This is a genomic window from Streptomyces sp. DvalAA-43, assembly GCF_900091725.1.
GTDB classification, from domain to species: domain Bacteria; phylum Actinomycetota; class Actinomycetes; order Streptomycetales; family Streptomycetaceae; genus Streptomyces; species Streptomyces pulveraceus.
In genome coordinates this window covers 373,748-394,722 of sequence record NZ_FMBW01000087.1, presented here as the reverse complement: position 1 = coordinate 394,722, position 20,975 = coordinate 373,748, and the positions used below count along the sequence as shown (strand labels likewise).

The window sequence follows — 20,975 nt, the reverse complement described above, 5'->3', positions numbered from 1 at the left end:
CCCGGTCAGAGTGTGAGGCCGTCCTCCAGGGCGTCCAGTGCCCGGTCGACCATCGCGACGAGGTCGCCCTCCTGGCCGCGCTCGCCCCAGTACAGCGTCACCTCGCGCACCGTGCCCAGCACCGCCGCGACGAACACCCGGACCGCCAGGTCGTCGGGGGCGCGGCCGCTGCGGGCGGCGAGTGCGTCGGCCAGCACCGCGGCCGTGCCCGACATGCTCTCCGCCATCCGGAGCCGGATCGCGGGGACCTCCACCATCAGCCGGGTGCGCTGCCGCAGCTCCTGTTCCCCGGTCGCCAGGGATGCCGCGAGGGTCCCGGTCAGGACGTGCCGGAGCGACTCCAGCGGTGGCTCACCGCGCGGGCGGCCGCGCAGGGCGGTTCCCAGCGCCGGATCGTACGCGTCGGTGAGGACGATGTCCTCCTTGGCCGGGAAGTACCGGAAGACGGTGCTGGGCGACACCTCGGCCGCCGCCGCGATCTGCTCGACGGTCGTCGCCTCGTACCCCTGCTCGGCGATCAGGCGGTGGGCGGCGCCGCGGATCGCGATCCGGGTCCGGAGCTTCTTCCGCTCGCGCAGCCCCGGCCGCGGCGGTGGTGCCGGAGCGGAAACGGAAGGGGTACGGGAGGTGGCGGCCATGGCCGTCATTGTCCGGCATCGGCGGGCCGCCGGCACCGTCCGGGAACGGTGCTCGGCGGGCCCGCCCGGAACTGCCCGGCACCGCCGGGAACGGGGCTCAGCGGTGGTTGTAGGCCACCAGCGAGATGCCGACGTAGTGCACCACGAAGGCCGCCAGGGTCAGTGAGTGGAACACCTCGTGGAAGCCGAACCACCGCGGGGAGGGGTTGGGGCGCTTGATGCCGTAGATGACGCCGCCGGCGCTGTAGAGCAGCCCGCCGACGACGACCAGCACCAGCACCGCGATCCCGCCGGTCCGCAGGAAGTCGGGCAGGAAGAAGACCGCGGCCCAGCCCATCGCTATGTAGCAGGGCGTGTAGAGCCAGCGCGGGGCGCCGACCCAGAACACCCGGAAGGCGATTCCCGCGGCGGCGGCCACCCAGACCGCCCACAGCAGCGGCTTCCCGGTGGACTCGGGCAGGAGGAGCAGGGTCAGCGGGGTGTAGGTGCCCGCGATGATCAGGAAGATGTTGGCGTGGTCGAGCCGGCGGAGCACCGCCTCGCCGCGCGGGCCCCAGGTGCCCCGGTGGTAGAGGGCGCTCACACCGAACAGCAGACACGCGGACAGGATGTAGATCCCGCAGGCGATCCGGCCGCGGGAGCTGTCCGTGAACGCGATCAGCGCCACCCCCGCGACGATCACGGCGGGGAACATCCCGGCGTGCAGCCAGCCGCGCATCCGCGGTTTCGCCGGGACGGGGTCGGACTCGGCTGGTTCCATCCCGGCGGACCCGGGCGCGGCGGCGGCAGCAGTCATTCCCGCATCGTACCTACGCGACCGTAGGTAACCGATACGAGTGGCCATGCTCACGTGGGCGGCCCCCTGGACATATGGGCGAAACGGTCGGATGATCAAATGAGTGCGGTCGGCACCGGATGAGCGCCAACGGGATTCGAAGGGGTAGAAGCATCCGGGTCGCAGCCCCCACGGGGCAACTACCAAACAGACACCCTCAACAAGGAGCGATCGTGGCGCGCGACATCGCGGCTCCCTTCACCGTCCCCACCGATCACCAGGAGCTCGTCTCCTGGGTGAACGAGATCGCAGCGATAACAGAGCCGGACCGGGTGGTCTGGTGCGACGGTTCCGAGGCCGAGTACGAGCGCCTGTGCGGGGAGCTCGTGGCCAAGGGCACCTTCACGAAGCTGGACGAGACCAAGCGCCCCAACTCGTACTACGCCGCCTCCGACCCGAGCGATGTCGCCCGCGTCGAGGACCGTACGTTCATCTGCTCCGAGAAGGAGGAGGACGCGGGCCCGACGAACCACTGGAAGGCCCCCGCCGAGATGCGGGCCGTCTTCACGGGCGAGAAGGGCGTCTTCCGCGGCTCGATGCGCGGTCGCACGATGTACGTGGTGCCGTTCTGCATGGGCCCCGTCGGCTCCCCGCTCTCCGCGATCGGCGTCGAGATCACCGACTCCGCGTACGTCGCCGTCTCGATGCGCACCATGACGCGCATGGGGCAGGCCGTCCTGGACGAGCTCGGCACCGACGGCTTCTTCGTCAAGGCCGTCCACACCCTGGGCGCGCCCCTGGAGGAGGGCCAGGAGGACGTTCCGTGGCCGTGCAACTCCACCAAGTACATCTCGCACTTCCCCGAGGACCGCGAGATCTGGTCCTACGGCTCCGGCTACGGCGGCAACGCCCTGCTCGGCAAGAAGTGCTACGCGCTGCGCATCGCCTCCGTCATGGCGCGTGACGAGGGCTGGCTCGCCGAGCACATGCTGATCCTCAAGCTCACCCCGCCGAAGGGCGAGGCTGAGGCCCCCACGTACATTGCGGCCGCGTTCCCGAGCGCCTGTGGCAAGACCAACCTCGCCATGCTGGAGCCGACGATCCCCGGCTGGACCGTGGAGACCATCGGCGACGACATCGCCTGGATGCGCTTCGGCGAGGACGGCCGGCTGTACGCGATCAACCCGGAGGCGGGCTTCTTCGGCGTCGCGCCCGGCACCGGCGAGCACACCAACGCCAACGCCATGAAGACGATGTGGGGCAACTCCGTCTTCACCAACGTCGCGCTCACCGACGACGGCGACGTGTGGTGGGAGGGCATGACGGAGACCGCTCCGGCCCACCTCACCGACTGGAAGGGCAACGACTGGACGCCCGCGTCCGACACCCCGGCCGCCCACCCCAACGCCCGCTTCACCGTCCCGGCCGGCCAGTGCCCGATCATCGCGCCCGAGTGGGAGGACCCGAAGGGCGTGCCGATCTCGGCCATCCTCTTCGGTGGCCGCCGCGCCTCGGCCGTCCCGCTGGTCACCGAGTCCTTCACCTGGCAGCACGGTGTCTTCCTCGGAGCCAACGTCGCCTCCGAGAAGACCGCCGCCGCCGAGGGCAAGGTCGGCGAGCTGCGCCGCGACCCGTTCGCCATGCTGCCGTTCTGCGGCTACAACATGGGCGACTACATGAACCACTGGATCAAGGTCGGTGCCGACAAGGACCAGGCCAAGCTCCCGAAGATCTACTACGTGAACTGGTTCCGCAAGAACGACGCGGGCAAGTTCGTGTGGCCCGGCTTCGGCGAGAACAGCCGCGTCCTGAAGTGGATCGTCGAGCGCCTCGAAGGCAAGGCCGAGGGCGTCGAGTCGCCGATCGGCATCCTGCCGGCCAAGGGCTCCCTCGACACCGACGGCCTGGACCTGTCCGAGTCCGACCTGGACTTCCTGCTCGACGTCGACAAGGAGGTCTGGCGCGAGGAGGCCGGGCTGGTCCCCGAGCACCTCAACACCTTCGGCGACCACACGCCGAAGGAGCTGTGGGACGAGTACCACGCGCTGGTCCGGCGCCTGGGCTGACGCCCCCGGGCGCACCCCGCGGGGGTGCGCCCCGCACACCCCCGCGGCCGGGCCCCGGACATCCGCCCTGACCTGTGGGGTCGACAGCCCGCCGCGGTACGGCCCCCGGAATCCCCTCACGATTCCGGGGGCCACCCCTTTTCCCGCCCCTTTCCCGCCCTTTCGCGGCGAACATGCCAAGATCGCCCAAGGCTTGCGCACAATACCTCCACAACGCTTCGATGTTTCTCCACATAGCCTCCGGCTCTCAGGTCGGCCGGAGGCCAACGGAGCCTGTGGGGGACTCAGTTGAGGAAGAACCGGCACCACGGACGCATCGCGGCGACACTGGCCGCACTGACACTCGGCACCGCGGGGCTCACCGCCCTCGCGCCACCCGCCGCCCGCGCGGCCGAGGGCCCGGGGGCCGGGGACACGGTGGCCAAGCTGCCGATCTCCTCGTACTCGGCCATGGTCGTCGACTCGGCGCACGAGCGGGTCTACATCACCGACGACCGCCGGAACCAGTACGCGAACCAGGTCCATGTCTACAACTTCCAGGGCCAGAAGGTCGGTTCGCTGCCCACCGCCTCCGCGCCGTCCGGGATGGCCCTGAGCACGGACGGCGGCACGCTCTACGTCTCGCAGTCCTCGGGCATCCTCGCCTTCGACACCGTGACCCAGGAGCGCACCGGCGTCACGTACACCGCGTACGACGTGCCCTGCCCGCGCGATGTCGCCTTCGCGGGCGGCAAGGAGTGGCACACCGAGACGCCCTACCTCACCACCGAGTGCGACAACCGCCAGACCTGGCTGTACGGCACGGCGGGCAGCCAGAGCAGCAACACCGGCTGGAACGCGACGGGCCGGCTGCGGCTGACCAGCGGCCCCGAGGCCCCGGACCGCATCGTGATGGCGCAGGCCCGCAACACCGGCGACGCCAACCCCTTCCTCGCCACCCTCGACGCGAGCGGCGACACGCTCGTGCGCGGCCCGGAGCGCCGGTTCGCGGACGCCCAGGGCAAGGGCGCGCTCGACATGAAGGACGTGGCGCAGTCCCCCGACGGCCGGCGGATCGCCGTCGCCGACGCCGCCTACGGCACCCGGCTCCTGGACGCCACCGACCTCTCCGACGCACCGGCCGGGTACCAGCCGCTGCCCGAGGGGGCCGCGGCCTCCGCCGTCGCGTTCAGCGGTGACGGCACCTACATCGCGCGGGGCGCCGCCGCGACCGGGAGCACGGTCGACCTGCTCGTGCAGCCCGCGGACCCGGCGGCCGGTACGGCCCCGCTGGAGTTCGCCTACGAGGGCCCGCTCGACGGGGACCGGATCGCGCCGCGCGGGCTCGGCTGGTCGAAGGACGGCTCGCGGCTGTTCGCCGTCACCGCCAACAGGTCCGGCAACGAGTTCTGGCTGCATGTCATCCAGCCCCCGGCCGCCCAGTACGACTCCCGCTTCACCGGCACGCTCTCCACCACCCCGGGCCGGCCCGTCGTCGGCGAACCCGTCGGGATCAGGGGCCGGCTGGAGCTGGACGGGCCCGCCCCCGCCGAGCCGGTCAGGGTGTCGGCGGTACGGCACGACGCGAACGGCGACCGCAGGCTCGCCCCCGTCGAGGTCGACGCCGACGGGTCGTTCACCGTCCTCGACGTCCCGTCGCTGGTCGGCGACGCCACCTACACCGTCTCGTTCACCGGCGACCTCACCCACCGCCCGGCCGAGGACACCGCACTCGCCGTCGCGGTCGCCAAGGCCCCGACCAGCGTCGCCCTCACCGCCCCGGCGGAGGCGACGAAGAGCGCCGGGCTGACGATCACCGGCACCCTGACCGGTCAGGGGCGGGCGCTCCCCGCCGGGATCACGGTGTCCGTGGTGCGCACCGACAAGAAGGGCACCGGCACCCTGACCTCGGCCGCCGTCGCCGCCGACGGCACGTTCACCATCGACGACCTGCCCCGGGCCGTCGGCCAGGTGACGTACGAGGTCGGCTACGCCGGTGACGCCCTGCACAGCGGTTCGACGGCGTCGGCGACGGTACGGGTGCGCCGCTGACGGGAGGCGTGACGCACAGCCGAACCCTGGCACCCCGGCCCGCGGGCCGGAGCGGGCGCTACCCGTTCCGGCCCCGGTCCTCCAGATAGCGCGTATGGGTCTGCTGCCGCCGTGCCTCCGCCTCCCGCAACGCCGTCGCCAGCGCCTCGACCTCCCGGTGCAGCAGCGTCAACTGCTGTTCCAGATGGCGCTCGGGCGGTTCCGTGCCCGGAACCATCCGTGTCCACGGGCGGATCCGTACGAAGGCGTCGACCGACTCCAGGATGTCCTGGCGCACGGCGCGTGCCAGGACATGGATGCCCTCCGGGTCCGTGGCCAGGGCCTCGGCCACAGGCCCGGGGGCGAGCAGCCCGTCGAGCAGCTCCGTCAGTTCGGTGAGCCGGCCGGAGGCGGCGGGCGGCAGCTCCACCTCGTCCAGGTATCCGCACAGCGCGCGGTAATCGGTGCGCACCGCGTCCAGCTGGGTCGACGGGTCGGGGAAGACCGGCACCGGTGGCCGCTCGGGCGGGGCGATCAGCGCGCCCGCGCCGTAGAGTCCGACCACCACCACCGGCCAGTACGCCCCCGCGAGCCCGGTGAAGGTGAGGGCGAGGCCGACGATTCCGCAGGCGCTCCCGGTGAGGTTCTTCCGTGACTCGACATACGCCAGGAGCCTGTTCGTTGGTCTGCCGCCCGGCCCGTCCGGCGCTCTACTGGTATCCACGGATCTCCTCGAAGGCACCGTCCAGGGAGCCGGGACCCTGTTCCTTCGTCGCGTCGAAGAGCCGGCCGCCGGTCAGCGCGGCGATCCGGTCCAGCTCCGCGCGGTCCGAGTCGCCGAAGACGACGGGGAAGACCGGGGTGACCCGCCGCGCGGCCGGGAGCGCGCGGTAGTAGGAGGCGAAGTCGCCGGCGGTGTCACCGGTGGTGTTCTCGCCGTCCGTCATCAGCACGATCGACGTGAACGCGGACTCGGTGCCGCCGCCGATCCGCTCGTAGGCCGACTCCAGACTCGAATAGATCGCCGTCTCGCCACCGGCCGTCAGCGCGGCGGTGTCCGCCCTGATCGCCGCCAGGCCCCGCTCGGGATCCGCCGGGTCGACGGTGTGCGTCCGGACCTGTTTCACCGACGAGCCGAACGGCAGCAGTGTGACCTCCTCCCGCTCCCGGAAGTCCCCGGTCAGCCCGGTCAGCGCCGCCTTCAGCGCGCTCAGCCGCGACCCCGCCATCGAACCGGAGGTGTCCAGCACGTACACGGTGCGCGAGGGCCGCCGGAGCTTGTTCTCGTAGCTGTGGAGCAGCCCGTCGGCGACGGACCGGGTGCCGGGGAACGGCAGTTCGCGGCGCGCGTCGGCGGCGAGCGGCGCGGCGGGCCGCACCGAGGGCACGACCGGGCGGCGGAAGGTGCCCCGGGTCAGTTTCCGCTGGACGTCCGGGGTCCGGAAGTACGCCGTCAGCGCGCGGACCGCGTCCTTCGCGTCCGGCGCGGCGGCGGCGAGCGCGCTGAGCGGGTAGTCCGCCGTCACCACCCCGTCGCGGGGGCGGATCACGGTCAGCCCGGTGTGGCTGTCGCGGTTCAGCGAGAGCAGCACGGACTCGTAGTTGATCAGCGCGTCGACGGTGCCGCGCCGGGCGTACGCGGTGGCCAGCCAGCCCGAGGAGCCGGAGGTCAGCCGCTGCCCCGCGAAGAACTCCTTCAGCTTCCCGCTCGCCCCGCGGACATCGGCGTCGGTCAGCGCGGACTGCGCGCCCGAGAGCGCGGAGGCGACCGAGACCAGCGCGGAGAAGCCGGAGTTGGAGCGGTCCGGATCGGTCATCCCGTACGTCAGCCGGCCCTCGGCGACCGCCCGGTGCACCTGCGACCAGGTCACGTCCCCGGGCTTCCAGCCCAGCCGTCGCACGGTCGCCGGACGGACCCCGAGGGCGACCGGCGACGTCATCAGCGGCGTCTCCGAGGTGATCCGCCGCGCCGCGTCCGGGTGCAGCCGCAGATAGTCGTCGGACGACAGCCAGACGGCGTCGTACGCCCCGTCCGCCTTCCCGGAGCCGAGCAGCTCGACGGCGTCCAGCGTGCCGGTCCAGGTGGGCCGCACAGTGATCCCGGTGGCCTTGCGGGCCTCCTCCAACAGGGGCTTCATATCGGCGAGTTCGCTGGAGGCCAGCACGCGCAGCGTGCCGGGGCGAGGTTTCCCGTCGTCCTTCCCGGCCCTTCCGGGCGCCCCGCCGTCCGAACCCGAACAGGCGGCGAGCGGGGCGAGTACGACGACGGCCAGCAGCGCGGCGAACGACCGGGCGGCCCGGCGCCGCAGCCGCCCCGGCCGCCGGGGCAGGCCCGTCATCCCAGGCCCCCGCCGTCGAGCGACCCGGCCGACCGGCTGCGGGCCAAGTGGGCACTGGCCTGCTGGAGTTCGGCGGTCAGCGACTCCACGGTCGACGCCATCGACTCGGTGGCCTGCACCTTGTACGTGTCGATGGCGTCGAGCGTCCGGTAGATCTGCTGGAACGCGGTGCGCAGCGTCTCCGCGCCCACCGCCGGATCGGCCGCGATCCGCTGGATCTCGCCGCTCTGGCCGGCCAGCATCTCCGCGTTGCCCCGGATCAGGTCCTCGGTCGTGGAGCGCAGCACCTGCACCTGCTCGGTCACCTTGCGCTGGCTCTCCAGCGCCGAGGCGAGCATCACGGCGATCCGCAGCGCGGAGACGGTGGTGGTCGCGGCCCGGTCGACGCCCTTGATGAGCTCGTCGTTGTTGCGCCGCACGACATCCATCGCGAGGTACCCCTGCGCGCAGACCGCGAGCTGGGTCAGCAGGTCCTGGTGCTTCTGCCGCACGGGGAAGAGCACATCGGCCCGCAGTGCGTCCGCCTGCGCCGGGTCGGTGGCCGCGGCCTGCGCGATGCGCTGTTCGACGGCGCCGTCCAGTGCCTCGGTGAGCACGACGTACTCCTGGAGCTTGCCCATGGTCTCCCAGAGCCGGGTGCGCTCGGTGTGCAGGGCGGCGTTGTCGCGTCGCAGCTCGTCCTGTCCGCCGCGCAGCGAGCCCACGATCCGGTTCAGGGTGGCCTGGGAGGAGGCGTACTTGGCGACGTGGTCGCGGAGTCTGTTGCCGCCGGGAAGCCTGGCCAGCAGCCGGCGGGCACCGCGGCCCGGGGTGTCGCGCGGGTCGAGGTCCTCGACGGTACGGCGCAGCTCCACCAGGGACGAGCCGACCCGGGTCTGCGCGTCCGCGCCCCCGGACCCGGCCAGCGAGCGGACGGTACGGTCCAGCATCCGGTTGGACTGCTGGGCGGCGCTGCGGATGTCGCCCTGTCCGAGTGCGGCGATCTCCCCGATCCGGGTGGTGAACTCGGGCGACCGGGCATCGAGCCCGGCGAGGCCGCCGATGTACTCGGTGGCGCGGCGCGTCATCTCCGTCCGTACCGACTCGTCGACCGGTACGAGACCGGCGGCCTGCTCGGCGCGGACCGGGGCGACCGGCTCCGGCGGGGTGAGGACGAGCGGCGGGGCGGAGTCGCCCGGCGGGGTGAGGGTGAGCGGCTGCGGCTCTTCGGTCATGGCTGGGGTCTCCCGGAGGCGTGTGTCATCAGCCGCGGGTCCGCCGGGCCATCGCGCGCAGCACCGTCGCGGTGGGCACGGGCGCCTGGCGGACACCGGTCAGCTGTTGGTCGATGTAGTCGGTGTGGTCCGCGGTGGCGGCGGTGAACTCGGCCGACGCGCCCTGGGGCCGGAAGCCGTGCCGCACGACGAGCCTGCGCAACTCCGGGTCGGTGGAGAGCAGTTCGCCCAGCCGTCGGCCGGTGTCGGTCAGCGGTACCAGGGTGTGGTCGCTGGAGACGGTGGTGTCGGGGTAGAGCACGACCAGGTCCCCGGTGTCCTGGTGCTGCATCAGCAGCGAGGCGACCTGCGACTCGTACACCAGGACCAGCGGATTGCCGACCCCGCTGATGAAGTCCCGGAACGGGGCGTCGCTGCTGGTCTGCTGTGCCCCCTGGACCTGGATCAGCTTCTTCAGCAGGGGGGCGGTGCGGTCGATCGCGGCGTCGTCCGCGGCGACCCGGCCGCCGTCGGCGACGTAGGAGGCGGCGGCGAGGTAGAGGGCGCCGGAGTTGGACGAGACGGGGTCGGTGCTGGTGATGAACACCGTCCCGGTCAACTCGGCGTATTTCTCCGCCCCTTTGAGCTGCTGCCAGGTCCGGTCCGTCCGGGCGGCCCGGAGGTAGGGGCCCATGAGCAGCTTCCCGCCGGTCGGTCCGCTCAGCCTCGCGAGCCCGTTGTCCGCCAGGACCTGGGCGGCGGCGCGGTGCGCGACGACGACCAGCGGCGAGTAGAAGGGCCTGAGCGGTCCGCCCTTGACGGCGGACCTGCGCTGGAGTTCGTCGGCCGGGGCCTTCGAGCCCGGGAAGGCGAAGTCGTACCCCTTGAGGGGGAGTCGGTCCATGGCCCAGGACCCGGACGTCTCCGCCTTGACGGTGAGCCCCTTGGCGGCCAGGGCCTTCACCACGTCGGGATCGGCGAAGAACTCGGCCTTCTCCGAACCGATCACACCACGCACGGTCTTCGTTGCCGTGCTCGTGTCCTTGCTGTCGCGGCCTGCTGCGACGGCCACTGCCACTCCGCCGATCAGCAGCACCGCCAGGACGATTCCCACGATGCGTTTCACACGCGAAGCCTGCTCGCGGAAACCCACATTCCAGGCGGAGTTGGGTGGACGGAAGGTGAAGCAATCATCCCAGTACGCAACGGAGGCGCAACGGCGACGGGAACGGTGGGTCACGCGTCGCGGGGATGAGTGGCACCCGGCCCACGCGCCTCGACGGCACGCGGACCGGGGCCGTCAGTGGGCGCCGACCAGTCGCGTCGGAGCGGGGGCGGCGAGCGCCGCGGTGTGGGCGTCCATGCGCTCGGCCGCGAGGATCGCGACGGCCGTGTCGGCACGGGACGCGGCCACCACCAGCGCGCGGCCCGCGAGGGCGTGGGCGCGGCGGTGCAGTGACGCGGCGGGTGCGTCGGTCCGGCCGGCGTGCCGGGCGGGCGGCGCGCCGCGCAGCCGGGCGACCTGCTCGGCGATGCGGTCGCCCGCCTCGCCGAGGTCCAGCTCGTCGGTGACCGCGAGGAGCGCGGCCAGGTGCCCGGCGAGCTGGATGTCCAGCTCTTCCTCGCGGGAGCGGTGCGGGAAGTCGTCGGCGTGGTCGGCCGGTGTGTGGACCGATTTGGTGCGGATCGGTTCGTACATGGATGGCCTCCTGGTGTTGCAGTGGAACCATCCTACCTTGGATTCAGTCTAAAGTTATCCGCAATCGATTCTGGTCTCCGCGGAATCGTCGGCGGACGGGGCAGGACAGGGCGGGCGGGGTGGGGTGAGGCCGCCCCTACGGCTGGCCGTAGCCGTCCAGGAAGTGCGCGATCCGGGTCACCGCGTCCGTCAGGTCCTCGGTCGTCGGCAGCGTCACGACCCGGAAGTGATCGGGCTCCGGCCAGTTGAACCCGGTGCCGTGCACGACCATGATCTTCTCGGCCCGCAGCAGGTCGAGCACCATCTGCCGGTCGTCCTTGATCCGGTAGACCTTCGGGTCGAGGCGCGGGAAGAGATACAGCGCCCCCTTCGGCTTCACGCAGGTCACACCGGGGATCTGCGTCAGCAGCTCGTACGCGGTGTCCCGCTGCTCCAGGATCCGTCCGCCGGGAAGCACCAGGTCCTCGATCGACTGCCGGCCGCCCAGCGCGGTGGCCACGGCGTGCTGCGAGGGCATATTGGCGCACAGCCGCATGTTGGCGAGGATCGTCAGCCCCTCGATGTACGAGGAGGCGTGCGCCTTGGGCCCGCAGACCGCCATCCACCCCGACCGGTATCCGGCCACCCGGTAGTTCTTGGAGAGCCCGTTGAAGGTGAGCACCATCAGATCGGGCGCGATCGTCGCGGTCGGGGTGTGGGTCGCCCCGTCGTACAGGATCCGGTCGTAGATCTCGTCGGAGCAGACCACCAGACCGTGACGCCGGGCGATCTCCGTCAGCCCGCGCAGCATCTCGTCGTCGTACACCGCACCCGTCGGGTTGTTCGGGTTGATGATCACGAGGGCCTTGGTGCGGTCGGTGATCCTCCGCTCGATGTCGGCGAGGTCCGGCATCCAGTCGGCCTGCTCGTCGCACCGGTAGTGCACGGCCGTGCCCCCGGCCAGCGCCACCGAGGCGGTCCACAGCGGATAGTCGGGAGCCGGTACGAGCACCTCGTCGCCGTCGTCGAGGAGCGCCTGCATCGACATCTGGATCAGCTCCGAGACGCCGTTGCCCAGATAGACGTCCTCGACGTCGAGGTCGATCCCCTTGGTCTGGTAGTGCTGCACCACCGCCCGCCGCGCGGACAGCAGCCCCTTCGCGTCGCCGTAGCCGTGCGCCCCGGAGAGGTTGCGCAGTATGTCCTCAAGGATCTCGGGCGGGCACTCGAACCCGAACGCGGCAGGGTTGCCGGTGTTCAGCTTGAGGATGCGGTGACCGGCTGCTTCCAGCCGCATCGCCTCTTCGAGTACGGGGCCCCGGATTTCGTAACAGACATTGGCGAGCTTCGTGGACTGGATGACCTGCATGTCCGGGAGCTTACGACCGCGTTGCGCCTGTTGCCCGGCCTTTCCCCTCCGGTTGCCCCACCCGGGTATGTCCCCGGGCCCGCTCCGTCTTCCATAGCCATGCGCCCCCTGCCCGGCACCGTGGGAACGCCGGGCCGGGACGGGGGCGGGGCTTTGAATGCGGTGGAACGGGGGCGTGACGGACACGGACGGGTGAGATACGCCACGACCCCTGCTACTCCGGCAGCCGGGTGCCCGGGGGTACGCGGATGCCGAAGTCGGCCGCCAGTACGCGCAGCACCTCGTCCCCGTCCGACAGCTCCCGGACCTCGCGGGTGCCGTCCGGCGCCGTCACCGTGAGGGTGCGGCCGGTCAGCGACAGATGGGAGTCCGGGGTGGTGCGCTGGGCGTACACCCGGCGGCTGAACGGGGAGCGCGGGTTGGTCGCGATGTGCCAGTTGATCACCTCGTAGTCCGGCGCCTCGAAGGGCTCCACCGTGAAGGCGTACTGGGACTCCCACGCCCCGTCGGGGGTGTGCGCCTGGAGCTCCCACTGTGCGAGCGGCCCGTCGTGCGGGGTGTTCACCAGCCGGTGGCGGCGCGGGGTGTCGGCCACCTCGGCACCGGCGGCCAGCGGGAGCGGCTCCAGCAGCGCGCCGACGGAGCCGAAGCCGACGTCCGCTAGATACGGGGTCCGCTCGCCCGGCACCCCGGCGAGCATCAGCATGTGCGTGCGCGGCCGGATCTCCCCGGGCCCGGCCCCCACCACGACCCGGGCGCAGAGCAGCGTGATCCGGAAGCCGAGCGCGGTCAGTGCGGCGGCGAGCAGCGTGTTGTGCTCGTAGCAGTACCCGCCGCGCCCGCCGCGTACGAGCTTCGCCTCCAGGTCCGCGATCGCGAGCGAGGGCGCGCCGCCCAGCACCGGTTCCAGGTTCTCGAAGGGGATGCCCAGCGCATGGGCCCGGTGCACGGAACGCAGCACCCGCGCCGTCGGGCGGCGCTCCCCGGCCCAGCCGATGCGGGTGAGATAGGCGGCGAGGTCGAGGGCGGGGGCGGGGCGGGGGCCGGTCTCGGCGGCGTGGTCGGAGGTCATGTGCCGACCGTACGCAAGGCGGGGCGGTGGCCGGCCGTTGCGGGAGGAATCCGGGGCCTGGTTCCCGGGTCCGGGTCCCGGTGTCCCGAGCCCGGACCGGGCATTCCGGCCCCGGCCCCGGTCACGGCTTCAGTTTGTCGGCCTCCCGGACCTCGTGGAGGTGGATGAGGACGTCGTAGGACTTGGCGAGCGCGACATCGCGCGGCTCCTCGGGGAACTGCGTGCCGATGCCGAGCGTGGGCCGGGCGACGTTCAGCCAGGCGCGCGCGGCGGCCGGGGCCCTGCGGGTGTCCAGATAGAAGTCCCGGTAGCGGACCTGGTCGAGGGTGGCCTCGTTCCGGCCGGGCCCGGCCGCGCCCACGGTGTACTTCTTCCACTCGCCGCCGAGGGCGTTCTCCTTCGACAGGAAGGAGCCCCGGTCGAAGGTGAAGCCGATGGGCAGATACCTCCGGCCCATCGCATCGCGCAGGAACGATCCCTGTGTCTTCGGGTACAGCTCGGGGTCACCGGCGAGGTAGCCGACGTGGTCGTTGTGCGCCGACAGCAGGACCTTGCCGCCGGTCTGCTGCTGCCACCAGAGGACGTTCTGGGCCATCACCTCGTCACGGAAGCGCTGGAATCCGGCCAACGTGTCCGGGTCGTCGGGGTTCATGGTGAGGAACCTGGCGGTCTGGGCGATGGAGCGTGCGTTCTGCCCGGCCCAGGCGAACGCCTCGCCGGAGCCCTTAAGGCCGCTGACCAGTTCGAGTGCGCGCTGCGCGTCGGCGGCGAGCCGCTTCCGTTCCGCGAGCGGCTTGCCCAGATAGGCGAAGACGTCGTCGATCGGGCGCAGCCCGGTGTAGAGCTCGTCGAGCCGCGGCAGTGCCTCCGGGTGGTTCTCCTCCACATAGTCGGTCACCCGGCCGAAGAACGCGTCGTCGACCGCCGGGGCGCCGATGTCGTCCCCCATGAAGTGGAGGGTGCGGTGGGGGTGGTGGCGGTTGTAGTCACGCATCCACTCGATGAGGTCGACGAACTCCTCTCGCTCCCAGGGGGAGTTGGCGAAGACCTCCTCGGCCAGTCGACGGGCGTCGCCCTTGCCGGTCTGGAGGTAGTCGTCGATCCGGAGCCCTCCGGACCAGCTCAGTTCCAGGGCGAAGGTGGTGAAGCCCTTCGTCTCGACGAGGTGGCGGAAGACCCGCTGCTTCATGGTGAAGAACTCGTGGGAGCCGTGGGTGGCCTCGCCGAGGCCGACCACCTCGGCGTCGCCGACCATCGTGCTCAGGGCGCGCAGGTCGGCCGTGCTCCCGCCCGGTTCGGTCGTGCGCAGCGGGTGGGCCGCCCGCTCCAGCGCGCGGACGGGGCTCCGCCCCGCGCCAAAGGCGGTCCCCGCGGTGCCGGTGGCGTCCGCGGAACTCATGGTGATCGCGGTGCGGGCGTTGTGCGCGGTGTCGGCGGTGGCGGTCCGGACCGTCACGGGAACGAGGACCGCTCCTGCCGCGACCGCCGCCGTCGCCAGCAGTGCGCGCCGGCCGATGCGTTTCCGGTGCCTGCTCATGTGTGTACCCCTCACCTTGCTTTTCCGCGGTTTGCTTCCCTGCGGCGTCGAATGGATCTTCGCCCGCGCTCGCCCCGCCGCGCGCTGGGGACGGCCTCCGAATTCCCCGGGGGGATTCCCCCGGGATGCGAGGGGGCCACCCGGGGGGAACCGGCCGCGCCCCGTCGGGCCCCGGAGCCCGACGGCTTGAAACCGCCCCTTGTGGGGGTCCCCTCGGTACGCCAACATGCGCATGTCAAATCCGAAGGAGACTTCGGTGGGCCGGGGCCATCAGGACCCTGCCCAGGTCACTTGAGGGGACCCCCACATGAAGAAGCCTCTCGTCGGTGCGCTGTTCGCCGTCCTGCTCCTCGGGGCAGGCGTCGCGCCCGCAACCGCGGCAACCGGCCACGGAGCGGCGGCGCCCACCACGGTCGCGGCGCCCACCGCGGTCAAGGAGAAGATCAGGCCCAAGGCGGTCAACTTCGCCGGGACCGTGGCGCTCAGCAACTGTTCCGGCTCCGTCGTCCGCACCCCCGACTCCCAGCCCGGCGACCCCGCGCTGGTGCTCTCCAACGGGCACTGCATGGAGTCGGGATTCCCGGGCCCCGGTGAAGTCGTGTTCAACCAGCCGTCCACCCGTAGCTTCACCCTGCTGAACGCCTCGGGCAGCGGCGTCGGCACCCTGCGGGCCAGCAAGATCGCGTACGGGACGATGACCGACACCGACATATCGGTGTACCAACTCACCAGCACCTACGCCCAGATCGAGAGCAAGTACGGCATCAAGGCGCTGGAGCTCAACACCGCGCACCCGGTCCAGGGCACCGCGATCACCGTCGTGTCCGCCTACTGGAAGCGCACGTACGCCTGCAACGTCGACGGCTTCGTCTACCGCCTCAAGGAGGGGGACTGGACCTGGAAGGACTCGGTCCGCTACACCTCCGCCTGCCAGACCATCGGCGGTACGTCCGGCTCCCCGGTGCTCGACAACGCGACCGGCAAGGTCGTCGCCGTCAACAACACCGGCAACGAGGACGGCCAGCAGTGCACGGAGAACAACCCGTGCGAGGTCGACGAGAGCGGCAATGTGACGGTGCGTCAGGGCATCAACTACGCCCAGGAGACGTACGGCATCGTGCCGTGCATCGGCGCCGGCAACGTCTTCGACCTGAACCGCGCCGGGTGCGCCCTGCCCAAGCCGTGACCCGAGCCGTGATCCGAGTCGTGACCTGCTGAACCCGTCGCCGCCGCGGTGCCCACCGGGTACCGCGGCGGCGACGTGCCCATGTCCGGCGACGCGTTCACGTTCGGGCGGCGCCCGCGTCCGGCGACGCGTTCACCTCCCGGTCGCGCCCGCGTGCCGCACCGCCGCCTCGATCCCGTCGAGCAGCACGTCGAGCCCGGCGTCGAACGTCTCCCGCGCCTCCCGCTCCAGATACGGCACCGCCGCCTCGCCCCCCTCGCCCGGATCCGGGGCCGGTGGCCGCGGCGCGGACCCGGTCTCCATGGCGGCCAGGCTCGGGTAGCGGTCCGCGAAGTCGGGGGCCACCTCGCCCAGCAGTGCCGAGCGGGCGAACCACCACGCCTCGTCCGACTCGCCCGTCGCCGCCGCGGCCTGCCGCGCCTCGGCGACCGTCCCGGCGCACCCGCGGACGAAGTGGGTCAGTGTGCCGGCCAGCCGTCGCAGCGCACGCGCTTCGAGCCCGGTCGCGGTCAGCAGCCGCACCAGGGTGTCCAGCCCCGCGTACGCGTGCGGCCCGAGGACCGGGCGGGCCTGGGAGACCTGGAGCACCCAGGGGTGGCGGAGGTGGAATTCGAGCGTGTCCCGCGCCCAGCCGGTCAGCCCCGCGCGCCAGCCGCCGCTCCCGTCGTACTCCGTGGGCAGCTCGGCGTGGACCGCGTCGTACATCAGGTCCAGCAGCTCGCTCTTGCTCGGCACGTAGGTGTAGAGCGCCATCGCGGTACGGCCGAGCCGCTCGCCCACCGCGCGCATCGACAGCGCGGCCATGCCGTCCTCGTCCGCGACGGCGATCGCGGCGGTCACGATCGCGTCGACGCTCAGCCCCGGCCTGGGGCCCGGACCGGGGCGCCGCTCCGGCCGCTCCGGCCGGTCGGCGCGCCACAGCAGGGACATCGAACGGCGGGCGTCGCCCTGCCCGGCAAAGACCACCACTTGCGACTCCTTACGCCATAAAGTAACTTCGCCCGGGTAATTCCTTACGGCGTAAGCTATCAGTCGGAGAGGGCGGGAGCCGCGATGGGGCAGGCGTTGGCCGTTTCGTATGTACGGGTCGTCGGTGTGGAGCGGATCACTCCGCGGACGGCACGCGTCACCTTCACCGGGGACGCGCTGGCGGAGCTCATGGAGGACCGGCCCGACCAGCAGATGAAGCTGTGCTTCCCGAGGGAGGGGCAGGAGGGGGCGCCCCGGCTGCCGGAGCCGGACGCCGACGACACGTACGGCATGCGGTGGTACGAGGCGTACCTCGCGATCCCCGAGCCCGAGCGTCCGACGATGCGGAGCTTCACCGTGCGCGGGTACGACCGCCGGCTGGACGTGATGACGGTCGACTTCGTGCTCCACGGGGACGACGGGCCCGCCGCCCGCTGGGGCCGGGACGCCCGCCCCGGTGATGTGCTCGGCATGGTCGGCCCGTCGTCGCTGTACGCCCGGCCGCTGCCCGCCGCCGACTGGCTGCTGCTCGCCGGTGACGAGACGGCGCTCCCGGCGATCGCGACCCTGCTGGAGACCCTGCCGGCCGGGGCGCGGGCGCTCGTCTGGGCCGAGGCCGCCGACGCGGCGGAGGAGCGGCCGCTCGGTGACGCGACCGTCCACTGGGTGCACCGGGACCGGGGCGGGTCGCTGGCGGACGCGGTGCGGGCGGCCCGGCTGCCCGCCGGTTCCGGGGCCGCGTGGCTGGCCGGTGAGGCGGGGGCGGTGCGGGCCCTGCGCCGCCATCTGGTCGAGGAGCGCGGGCTGTCCCGGGAGGCCGTGCGGTTCGCCGGGTACTGGCGGCGCAGCCTCACCCAGGACGACGCCCCGACCGAGGAGGACCTGGCCTGGGCGAAGGAGCAGGCGGGGGAGGGGTAGGGATTCTCACAGGGCGCCCCGGACGCTCCCCGTCCCCCGGACGGCCCGGCCCGCCAGTACCTGGGTGCGGCGCCCGTCCTCGATGACGAACCGGCCGTCGATCAGTACATGCGGGATGCCGACCGGCAGGGTGCGTGGCTCCTCGAACGTGGAGCCCGCCGCCACCGTCGCCGGGTCGAGGAGGACCAGGTCGGCGCGGTAGCCCTCGCGGACGTACCCGCGGTCGGCCAGACGCAGCCGCCGGGCAGGGCGCGAGGTGAGGTGGGCGACGCACTCCTCCAGCGACAGGGTGCCCAACTCCCTCACGTACCGCCCGAGATACTGCGGGAAGGTGCCGTAGGCGCGCGGGTGCGGCTTGTCGCCCTGGAGGATGCCGTCGCTGCCCCCGGTGTGCACCCGGTGGCGCATGATCCGCCGGACGTTCTCCTCGTGGCCCACGTGCTGGAGGATCGTCGAGCCGAGCCGGTCCTCGACGAGCAGCCTGCGCGCGGTCACCCACGGCGCCTCGCCGCGCAGCCGGGCGGACTCGGCGACCGTGCGCCCGACGTGGTCGGCGAGGGCGGGCGCGCCGACCCCCGAGATCTCGATGGTGTCCCACTCGATCGGCACGCCGTGGCAGCCGTCCGAGCCCAGCTCCTCCAGGTGGTGGCGGATCCGCTCCGCCGTCGCGTCGTCCGCGAGCCGGGTGAGCACCGAGGCGGGCCCGCCCTCGCTCGCCCAGCTCGGCAGCATCGCGACGAGGGTCGTGCAGCCGGGGGTGTACGGATAGGTGTCCAGGGAGATGTCGGCGCCCGCGTCGAGGGCGTCGTCGAGCAGGGCGAGCAGTTCGGGGGCCCGGCCCTTGTTCACCCCGAAGTTCATGGTGGCGTGGGCGAGATGGAGGGCGCAGCCCGCGTTGCGGGTGAGCCGCACCATCTCCTCGTACGCGCCGAGCGCGCCCGCCCCGTACGAGCGGTGGTGCGGGCAGTAGTAGCCGCCGTACTCGGTCACCACCCGGCACAGCGCGGTGAGTTCGGCGTCGTCGGCGTACATGCCGGGGGTGTACGTGAGGCCTGAGGACATGCCGACCGCGCCTTCCGTCATGCCCTGGGCGACGAGTGCCTTCATCCGGTCCAGCTCGGCCCCGGTGGCGGGGCGGTCCTCCCAGCCCACCGCGTACATCCGGACCGTGCCCTGCGGGACGAGGTAGGCGGCGTTGACGGCGATGCCCCGGCCGCCGAAGTTGCGGTCCAGGCGGTCCAGGTACTCGCCGACCGTACGCCAGTCGAAATCGATGTCGTCGCCGTTGCCGTTCCAGCCGGTGATGGAGCGGCGGACCTCGGTGAGTGTCCGGTCGTCGACCGGGGCGTACGACAGGCCGTCCTGGCCGAGGACTTCCAGGGTGACGCCCTGGGCGGCCTTGGCACTGTGGTCCGGATCGCGGAGCAGCGCGAGATCGCTGTGCGCGTGCATGTCGATGAAGCCGGGCGCGAGGACGAGCCCGTCGGCGTCGAGGTTCCGGCGGCCGGAGGGACGGGGCCCGGGGGAGCCCTCGGGGCGGATCTCGGCGATCCGGCCGTCGGCGATGCCCACATCGGCCCGGCGGCCGGGGCTGCCGGTGCCGTCGACGACGCGGGCGTTACGGATGACCAGGTCCATGGGGGCTCCTGCGGAATCGAGCCCCTCCGGCGATCGAGGAGCATTTCAGCCCCTCCGGCGTTCGAGGAGCGGGGGTCCGAGGGGCGGAGCCCCCGGTTACGGGAAGGGGCGGGGCAGGGGAGGCGGCCCCGCAGGGCAGCACCGCCCGCCCCGCCCCGCAGACATCAGAAGAACGTACGGAGGTAGTCCGTGACCGTGCCGTCCGCCGCGACCAGCGGAATCAGCTGCCACTTGTCGAAGCTGGTGCACGGATGCGACAGGCCCATCCCCACCCAGTCACCGACCTCCAGCTCCGCACCCGGCTCCGTACGCACCCACGCGTGCTGGTCGGACAGACCGCTGACCGAGACACCCGTCGCGGGCCGGACCGAGCCGTCCCGCCCGGACCGCACGACCTGCGCCTCGGGCAGGTCGAGGTCGTAGGCCGCGTCCCGCTTGCCCGCGTTGAGGAACGCCTGCTCGTCCGTCGGGCGCGACACGACCTGCGCCCACAGCCGGAAGGCGGGCTGGAGCTCCCCCTCCTCCGGCACCCGGTTGAACGGGGTCAGATGGCGGTAGTGGCCGTCGTCGTGCGAGACATAGGCCCCCGAGCGCAGCAGCTTCAGCACCGGCGCCGACAGCTCCGGGATCTCCGCGAAGACGTCCGCCACCGCGTCGAACCACGCGCTGCCGCCCGCACTGATCACGATCTCCCCGCCGGCTGCCGCGAAGCGCCCCGCGCGGTCGAAGTCGACGGCCAGCGCGACGAGCCGGCGCACCCACTCCCGTACCCGCTCACCGGACGCGTCCGGCACCTCGCCCTCGTAACCGGCCACGCCCACCAGCCGCAGCGTCCCGGTCGCCGCCACGGCGTCGGCCACCGCCGCGCACTCGGCCTCGGTACGGACACCGGTGCGGGCGCCCTCGCCCGCGCCCAGCTCCACCACGACGTCGACGGGGCGGGTGGCGCCCGCCGCGCGCAGCGCCTCGTCCATCAGCTCCACGCCGCGCACCGAGTCGACGTAGCAGATGAAACGGAACTCCGGGTCCGAGTCCAGCTCGCCGGCGATCCATCGCAGGGCCGCGGCGTCGACCAGCTCGTTGGCGAGGAAGATCCGCCGGATCCCGTACGCCCGGTAGACCCGCGCCTGGTGCGGCACGGCCGCGGTGATGCCCCAGGCACCGTGCTCCAGCTGGCGGGCGAAGAGCTGCGGGGACATGGAGGTCTTGCCGTGCGGGGCGAAGGCGAGCCCGTGGCGCTCCGCGTACGTCTCCAGGAGGGCGAGGTTGTGCTCGACCGACTCGGCGGACAGGGCGAGCACGGGAGTGGTGAAACCGCCCGTGAAGAGGTTGCGCCGCTCGGCGGCGAGGGCGCCCACGGTCAGGCCCTCCGCGTCGGGCGGGAGCGCCTTGAAGCGGTGATCGACCAGTTCGTCGGCAAGTCCGGACACAGGACGGTCGGCGGCCAAGGGGGTCTCCTCGCTCGAAGTCGTCGTTGCATCATATGCAACACCCATTGCGTATATCGCTCAACGCTGTCTAACATCCGAGCCGACGCCGGGTCAATGGCAGGTATCCCCGCCGCGCCCCGAACCGCACCACCGAAAC

17 protein-coding genes are annotated in these 20,975 nt (G+C 72.2%); 4 read left to right on the top strand and 13 right to left on the bottom strand.

The window, feature by feature from the left end; all coding sequences use genetic code 11:
* Positions 1 to 5: 5 nt before the first annotated feature.
* Together GA0115234_RS36590 and GA0115234_RS36585 are read right to left on the bottom strand one after the other, a co-directional pair.
* Positions 6 to 638, bottom strand: a complete 633-nt coding sequence (locus GA0115234_RS36590) for a TetR/AcrR family transcriptional regulator (protein WP_093550313.1) — start codon at positions 636 to 638, stop codon at positions 6 to 8.
* A 97-nt stretch (positions 639 to 735) separates the two neighbouring features.
* A complete protein-coding gene (locus GA0115234_RS36585; protein WP_093550311.1) occupies positions 736 to 1,434 on the bottom strand; it encodes a PAQR family membrane homeostasis protein TrhA in 699 nt (232 codons plus the stop codon).
* A 212-nt stretch (positions 1,435 to 1,646) separates the two neighbouring features.
* Here GA0115234_RS36585 and GA0115234_RS36580 point away from each other — a divergent pair, with 212 nt between their 5' ends.
* On the top strand, positions 1,647 to 3,479 hold the full coding sequence (locus GA0115234_RS36580; protein WP_093550309.1) for a phosphoenolpyruvate carboxykinase (GTP): 1,833 nt from the start codon (positions 1,647 to 1,649) through the stop codon (positions 3,477 to 3,479).
* Positions 3,480 to 3,767: 288 nt separating this feature from the next.
* Positions 3,768 to 5,510 carry an Ig-like domain repeat protein gene (locus GA0115234_RS36575; RefSeq protein WP_237542012.1) on the top strand — a complete coding sequence of 581 codons (1,743 nt, stop codon included), beginning with the start codon at positions 3,768 to 3,770 and terminating at the stop codon, positions 5,508 to 5,510.
* Positions 5,511 to 5,568: 58 nt separating this feature from the next.
* Here GA0115234_RS36575 and GA0115234_RS36570 read toward each other — a convergent pair whose 3' ends face one another.
* From GA0115234_RS36570 to GA0115234_RS36535, 8 genes are all read right to left on the bottom strand, one after another.
* Positions 5,569 to 6,159: a hypothetical protein gene (locus GA0115234_RS36570; RefSeq protein WP_093550480.1), complete on the bottom strand. Its 591-nt coding sequence runs from the start codon at positions 6,157 to 6,159 to the stop codon at positions 5,569 to 5,571.
* Positions 6,160 to 6,199: 40 nt separating this feature from the next.
* Positions 6,200 to 7,828: a vWA domain-containing protein gene (locus GA0115234_RS36565; protein WP_093550306.1), complete on the bottom strand. Its 1,629-nt coding sequence runs from the start codon at positions 7,826 to 7,828 to the stop codon at positions 6,200 to 6,202.
* Entirely contained in the window at positions 7,825 to 9,042 is a 1,218-nt protein-coding gene (locus tag GA0115234_RS36560; protein ID WP_093550303.1) for a toxic anion resistance protein, read from the bottom strand. The genes GA0115234_RS36565 and GA0115234_RS36560 overlap by 4 nt, the downstream gene beginning before the upstream one ends.
* A gap of 28 nt (positions 9,043 to 9,070) precedes the next feature.
* Entirely contained in the window at positions 9,071 to 10,174 is a 1,104-nt protein-coding gene (locus tag GA0115234_RS36555) for a substrate-binding domain-containing protein (RefSeq protein WP_176729373.1), read from the bottom strand.
* Positions 10,175 to 10,321: 147 nt separating this feature from the next.
* Positions 10,322 to 10,720: an SCO4983 family protein gene (locus GA0115234_RS36550; protein ID WP_093550299.1), complete on the bottom strand. Its 399-nt coding sequence runs from the start codon at positions 10,718 to 10,720 to the stop codon at positions 10,322 to 10,324.
* Between the two features lie 136 nt (positions 10,721 to 10,856).
* Positions 10,857 to 12,068, bottom strand: a complete 1,212-nt coding sequence (locus GA0115234_RS36545) for a pyridoxal phosphate-dependent aminotransferase (RefSeq protein WP_093550297.1) — start codon at positions 12,066 to 12,068, stop codon at positions 10,857 to 10,859.
* A gap of 214 nt (positions 12,069 to 12,282) precedes the next feature.
* Positions 12,283 to 13,140, bottom strand: coding sequence for an arylamine N-acetyltransferase family protein (locus GA0115234_RS36540; protein WP_093550295.1), 858 nt, complete (start codon positions 13,138 to 13,140; stop codon positions 12,283 to 12,285).
* Between the two features lie 121 nt (positions 13,141 to 13,261).
* Positions 13,262 to 14,677 carry an erythromycin esterase family protein gene (locus tag GA0115234_RS36535; RefSeq protein ID WP_093550293.1) on the bottom strand — a complete coding sequence of 472 codons (1,416 nt, stop codon included), beginning with the start codon at positions 14,675 to 14,677 and terminating at the stop codon, positions 13,262 to 13,264.
* 307 nt (positions 14,678 to 14,984) lie between these two features.
* Here GA0115234_RS36535 and GA0115234_RS36530 point away from each other — a divergent pair, with 307 nt between their 5' ends.
* Complete coding sequence (locus GA0115234_RS36530) at positions 14,985 to 15,863, top strand: S1 family peptidase (protein ID WP_093550291.1); 879 nt, start codon at positions 14,985 to 14,987, stop codon at positions 15,861 to 15,863.
* A gap of 132 nt (positions 15,864 to 15,995) precedes the next feature.
* Here the strand turns inward: GA0115234_RS36530 and GA0115234_RS36525 are convergent, their stop codons facing one another.
* A complete protein-coding gene (locus tag GA0115234_RS36525; protein ID WP_093550289.1) occupies positions 15,996 to 16,832 on the bottom strand; it encodes a TetR/AcrR family transcriptional regulator C-terminal domain-containing protein in 837 nt (278 codons plus the stop codon).
* Positions 16,833 to 16,916: 84 nt separating this feature from the next.
* On the opposite strand from GA0115234_RS36525, the gene GA0115234_RS36520 reads away from it, so the two are divergent.
* Entirely contained in the window at positions 16,917 to 17,750 is an 834-nt protein-coding gene (locus GA0115234_RS36520; protein WP_093550287.1) for a siderophore-interacting protein, read from the top strand.
* A 6-nt stretch (positions 17,751 to 17,756) separates the two neighbouring features.
* Here the strand turns inward: GA0115234_RS36520 and GA0115234_RS36515 are convergent, their stop codons facing one another.
* Both GA0115234_RS36515 and GA0115234_RS36510 read right to left on the bottom strand, forming a co-directional pair.
* Entirely contained in the window at positions 17,757 to 19,388 is a 1,632-nt protein-coding gene (locus tag GA0115234_RS36515; protein ID WP_093550285.1) for an N-acyl-D-amino-acid deacylase family protein, read from the bottom strand.
* A 164-nt stretch (positions 19,389 to 19,552) separates the two neighbouring features.
* A complete protein-coding gene (locus GA0115234_RS36510; protein WP_093550283.1) occupies positions 19,553 to 20,884 on the bottom strand; it encodes an alanine racemase in 1,332 nt (443 codons plus the stop codon).
* Positions 20,885 to 20,975 lie beyond the last annotated feature (91 nt).

Excerpts from the sequence above, each read along its gene's own strand:
- GA0115234_RS36590 (WP_093550313.1), bottom strand. The coding sequence starts at position 638 with ATGGCCGCCACCTCCCGTACCCCTTCCGTTTCCGCTCCGGCACCACCG.
- GA0115234_RS36585 (WP_093550311.1), bottom strand. The coding sequence starts at position 1,434 with ATGACTGCTGCCGCCGCCGCGCCCGGGTCCGCCGGGATGGAACCAGCC.
- GA0115234_RS36565 (WP_093550306.1), bottom strand. The coding sequence starts at position 7,828 with ATGACGGGCCTGCCCCGGCGGCCGGGGCGGCTGCGGCGCCGGGCCGCC.
- GA0115234_RS36560 (WP_093550303.1), bottom strand. The coding sequence starts at position 9,042 with ATGACCGAAGAGCCGCAGCCGCTCACCCTCACCCCGCCGGGCGACTCC.
- GA0115234_RS36550 (WP_093550299.1), bottom strand. The coding sequence starts at position 10,720 with ATGTACGAACCGATCCGCACCAAATCGGTCCACACACCGGCCGACCAC.
- GA0115234_RS36545 (WP_093550297.1), bottom strand. The coding sequence starts at position 12,068 with ATGCAGGTCATCCAGTCCACGAAGCTCGCCAATGTCTGTTACGAAATC.
- GA0115234_RS36540 (WP_093550295.1), bottom strand. The coding sequence starts at position 13,140 with ATGACCTCCGACCACGCCGCCGAGACCGGCCCCCGCCCCGCCCCCGCC.
- GA0115234_RS36535 (WP_093550293.1), bottom strand. The coding sequence starts at position 14,677 with ATGAGCAGGCACCGGAAACGCATCGGCCGGCGCGCACTGCTGGCGACG.
- GA0115234_RS36530 (WP_093550291.1), top strand. The coding sequence starts at position 14,985 with ATGAAGAAGCCTCTCGTCGGTGCGCTGTTCGCCGTCCTGCTCCTCGGG.
- GA0115234_RS36520 (WP_093550287.1), top strand. The coding sequence starts at position 16,917 with ATGGGGCAGGCGTTGGCCGTTTCGTATGTACGGGTCGTCGGTGTGGAG.
- GA0115234_RS36515 (WP_093550285.1), bottom strand. The coding sequence starts at position 19,388 with ATGGACCTGGTCATCCGTAACGCCCGCGTCGTCGACGGCACCGGCAGC.
- GA0115234_RS36510 (WP_093550283.1), bottom strand. The coding sequence starts at position 20,884 with ATGGGTGTTGCATATGATGCAACGACGACTTCGAGCGAGGAGACCCCC.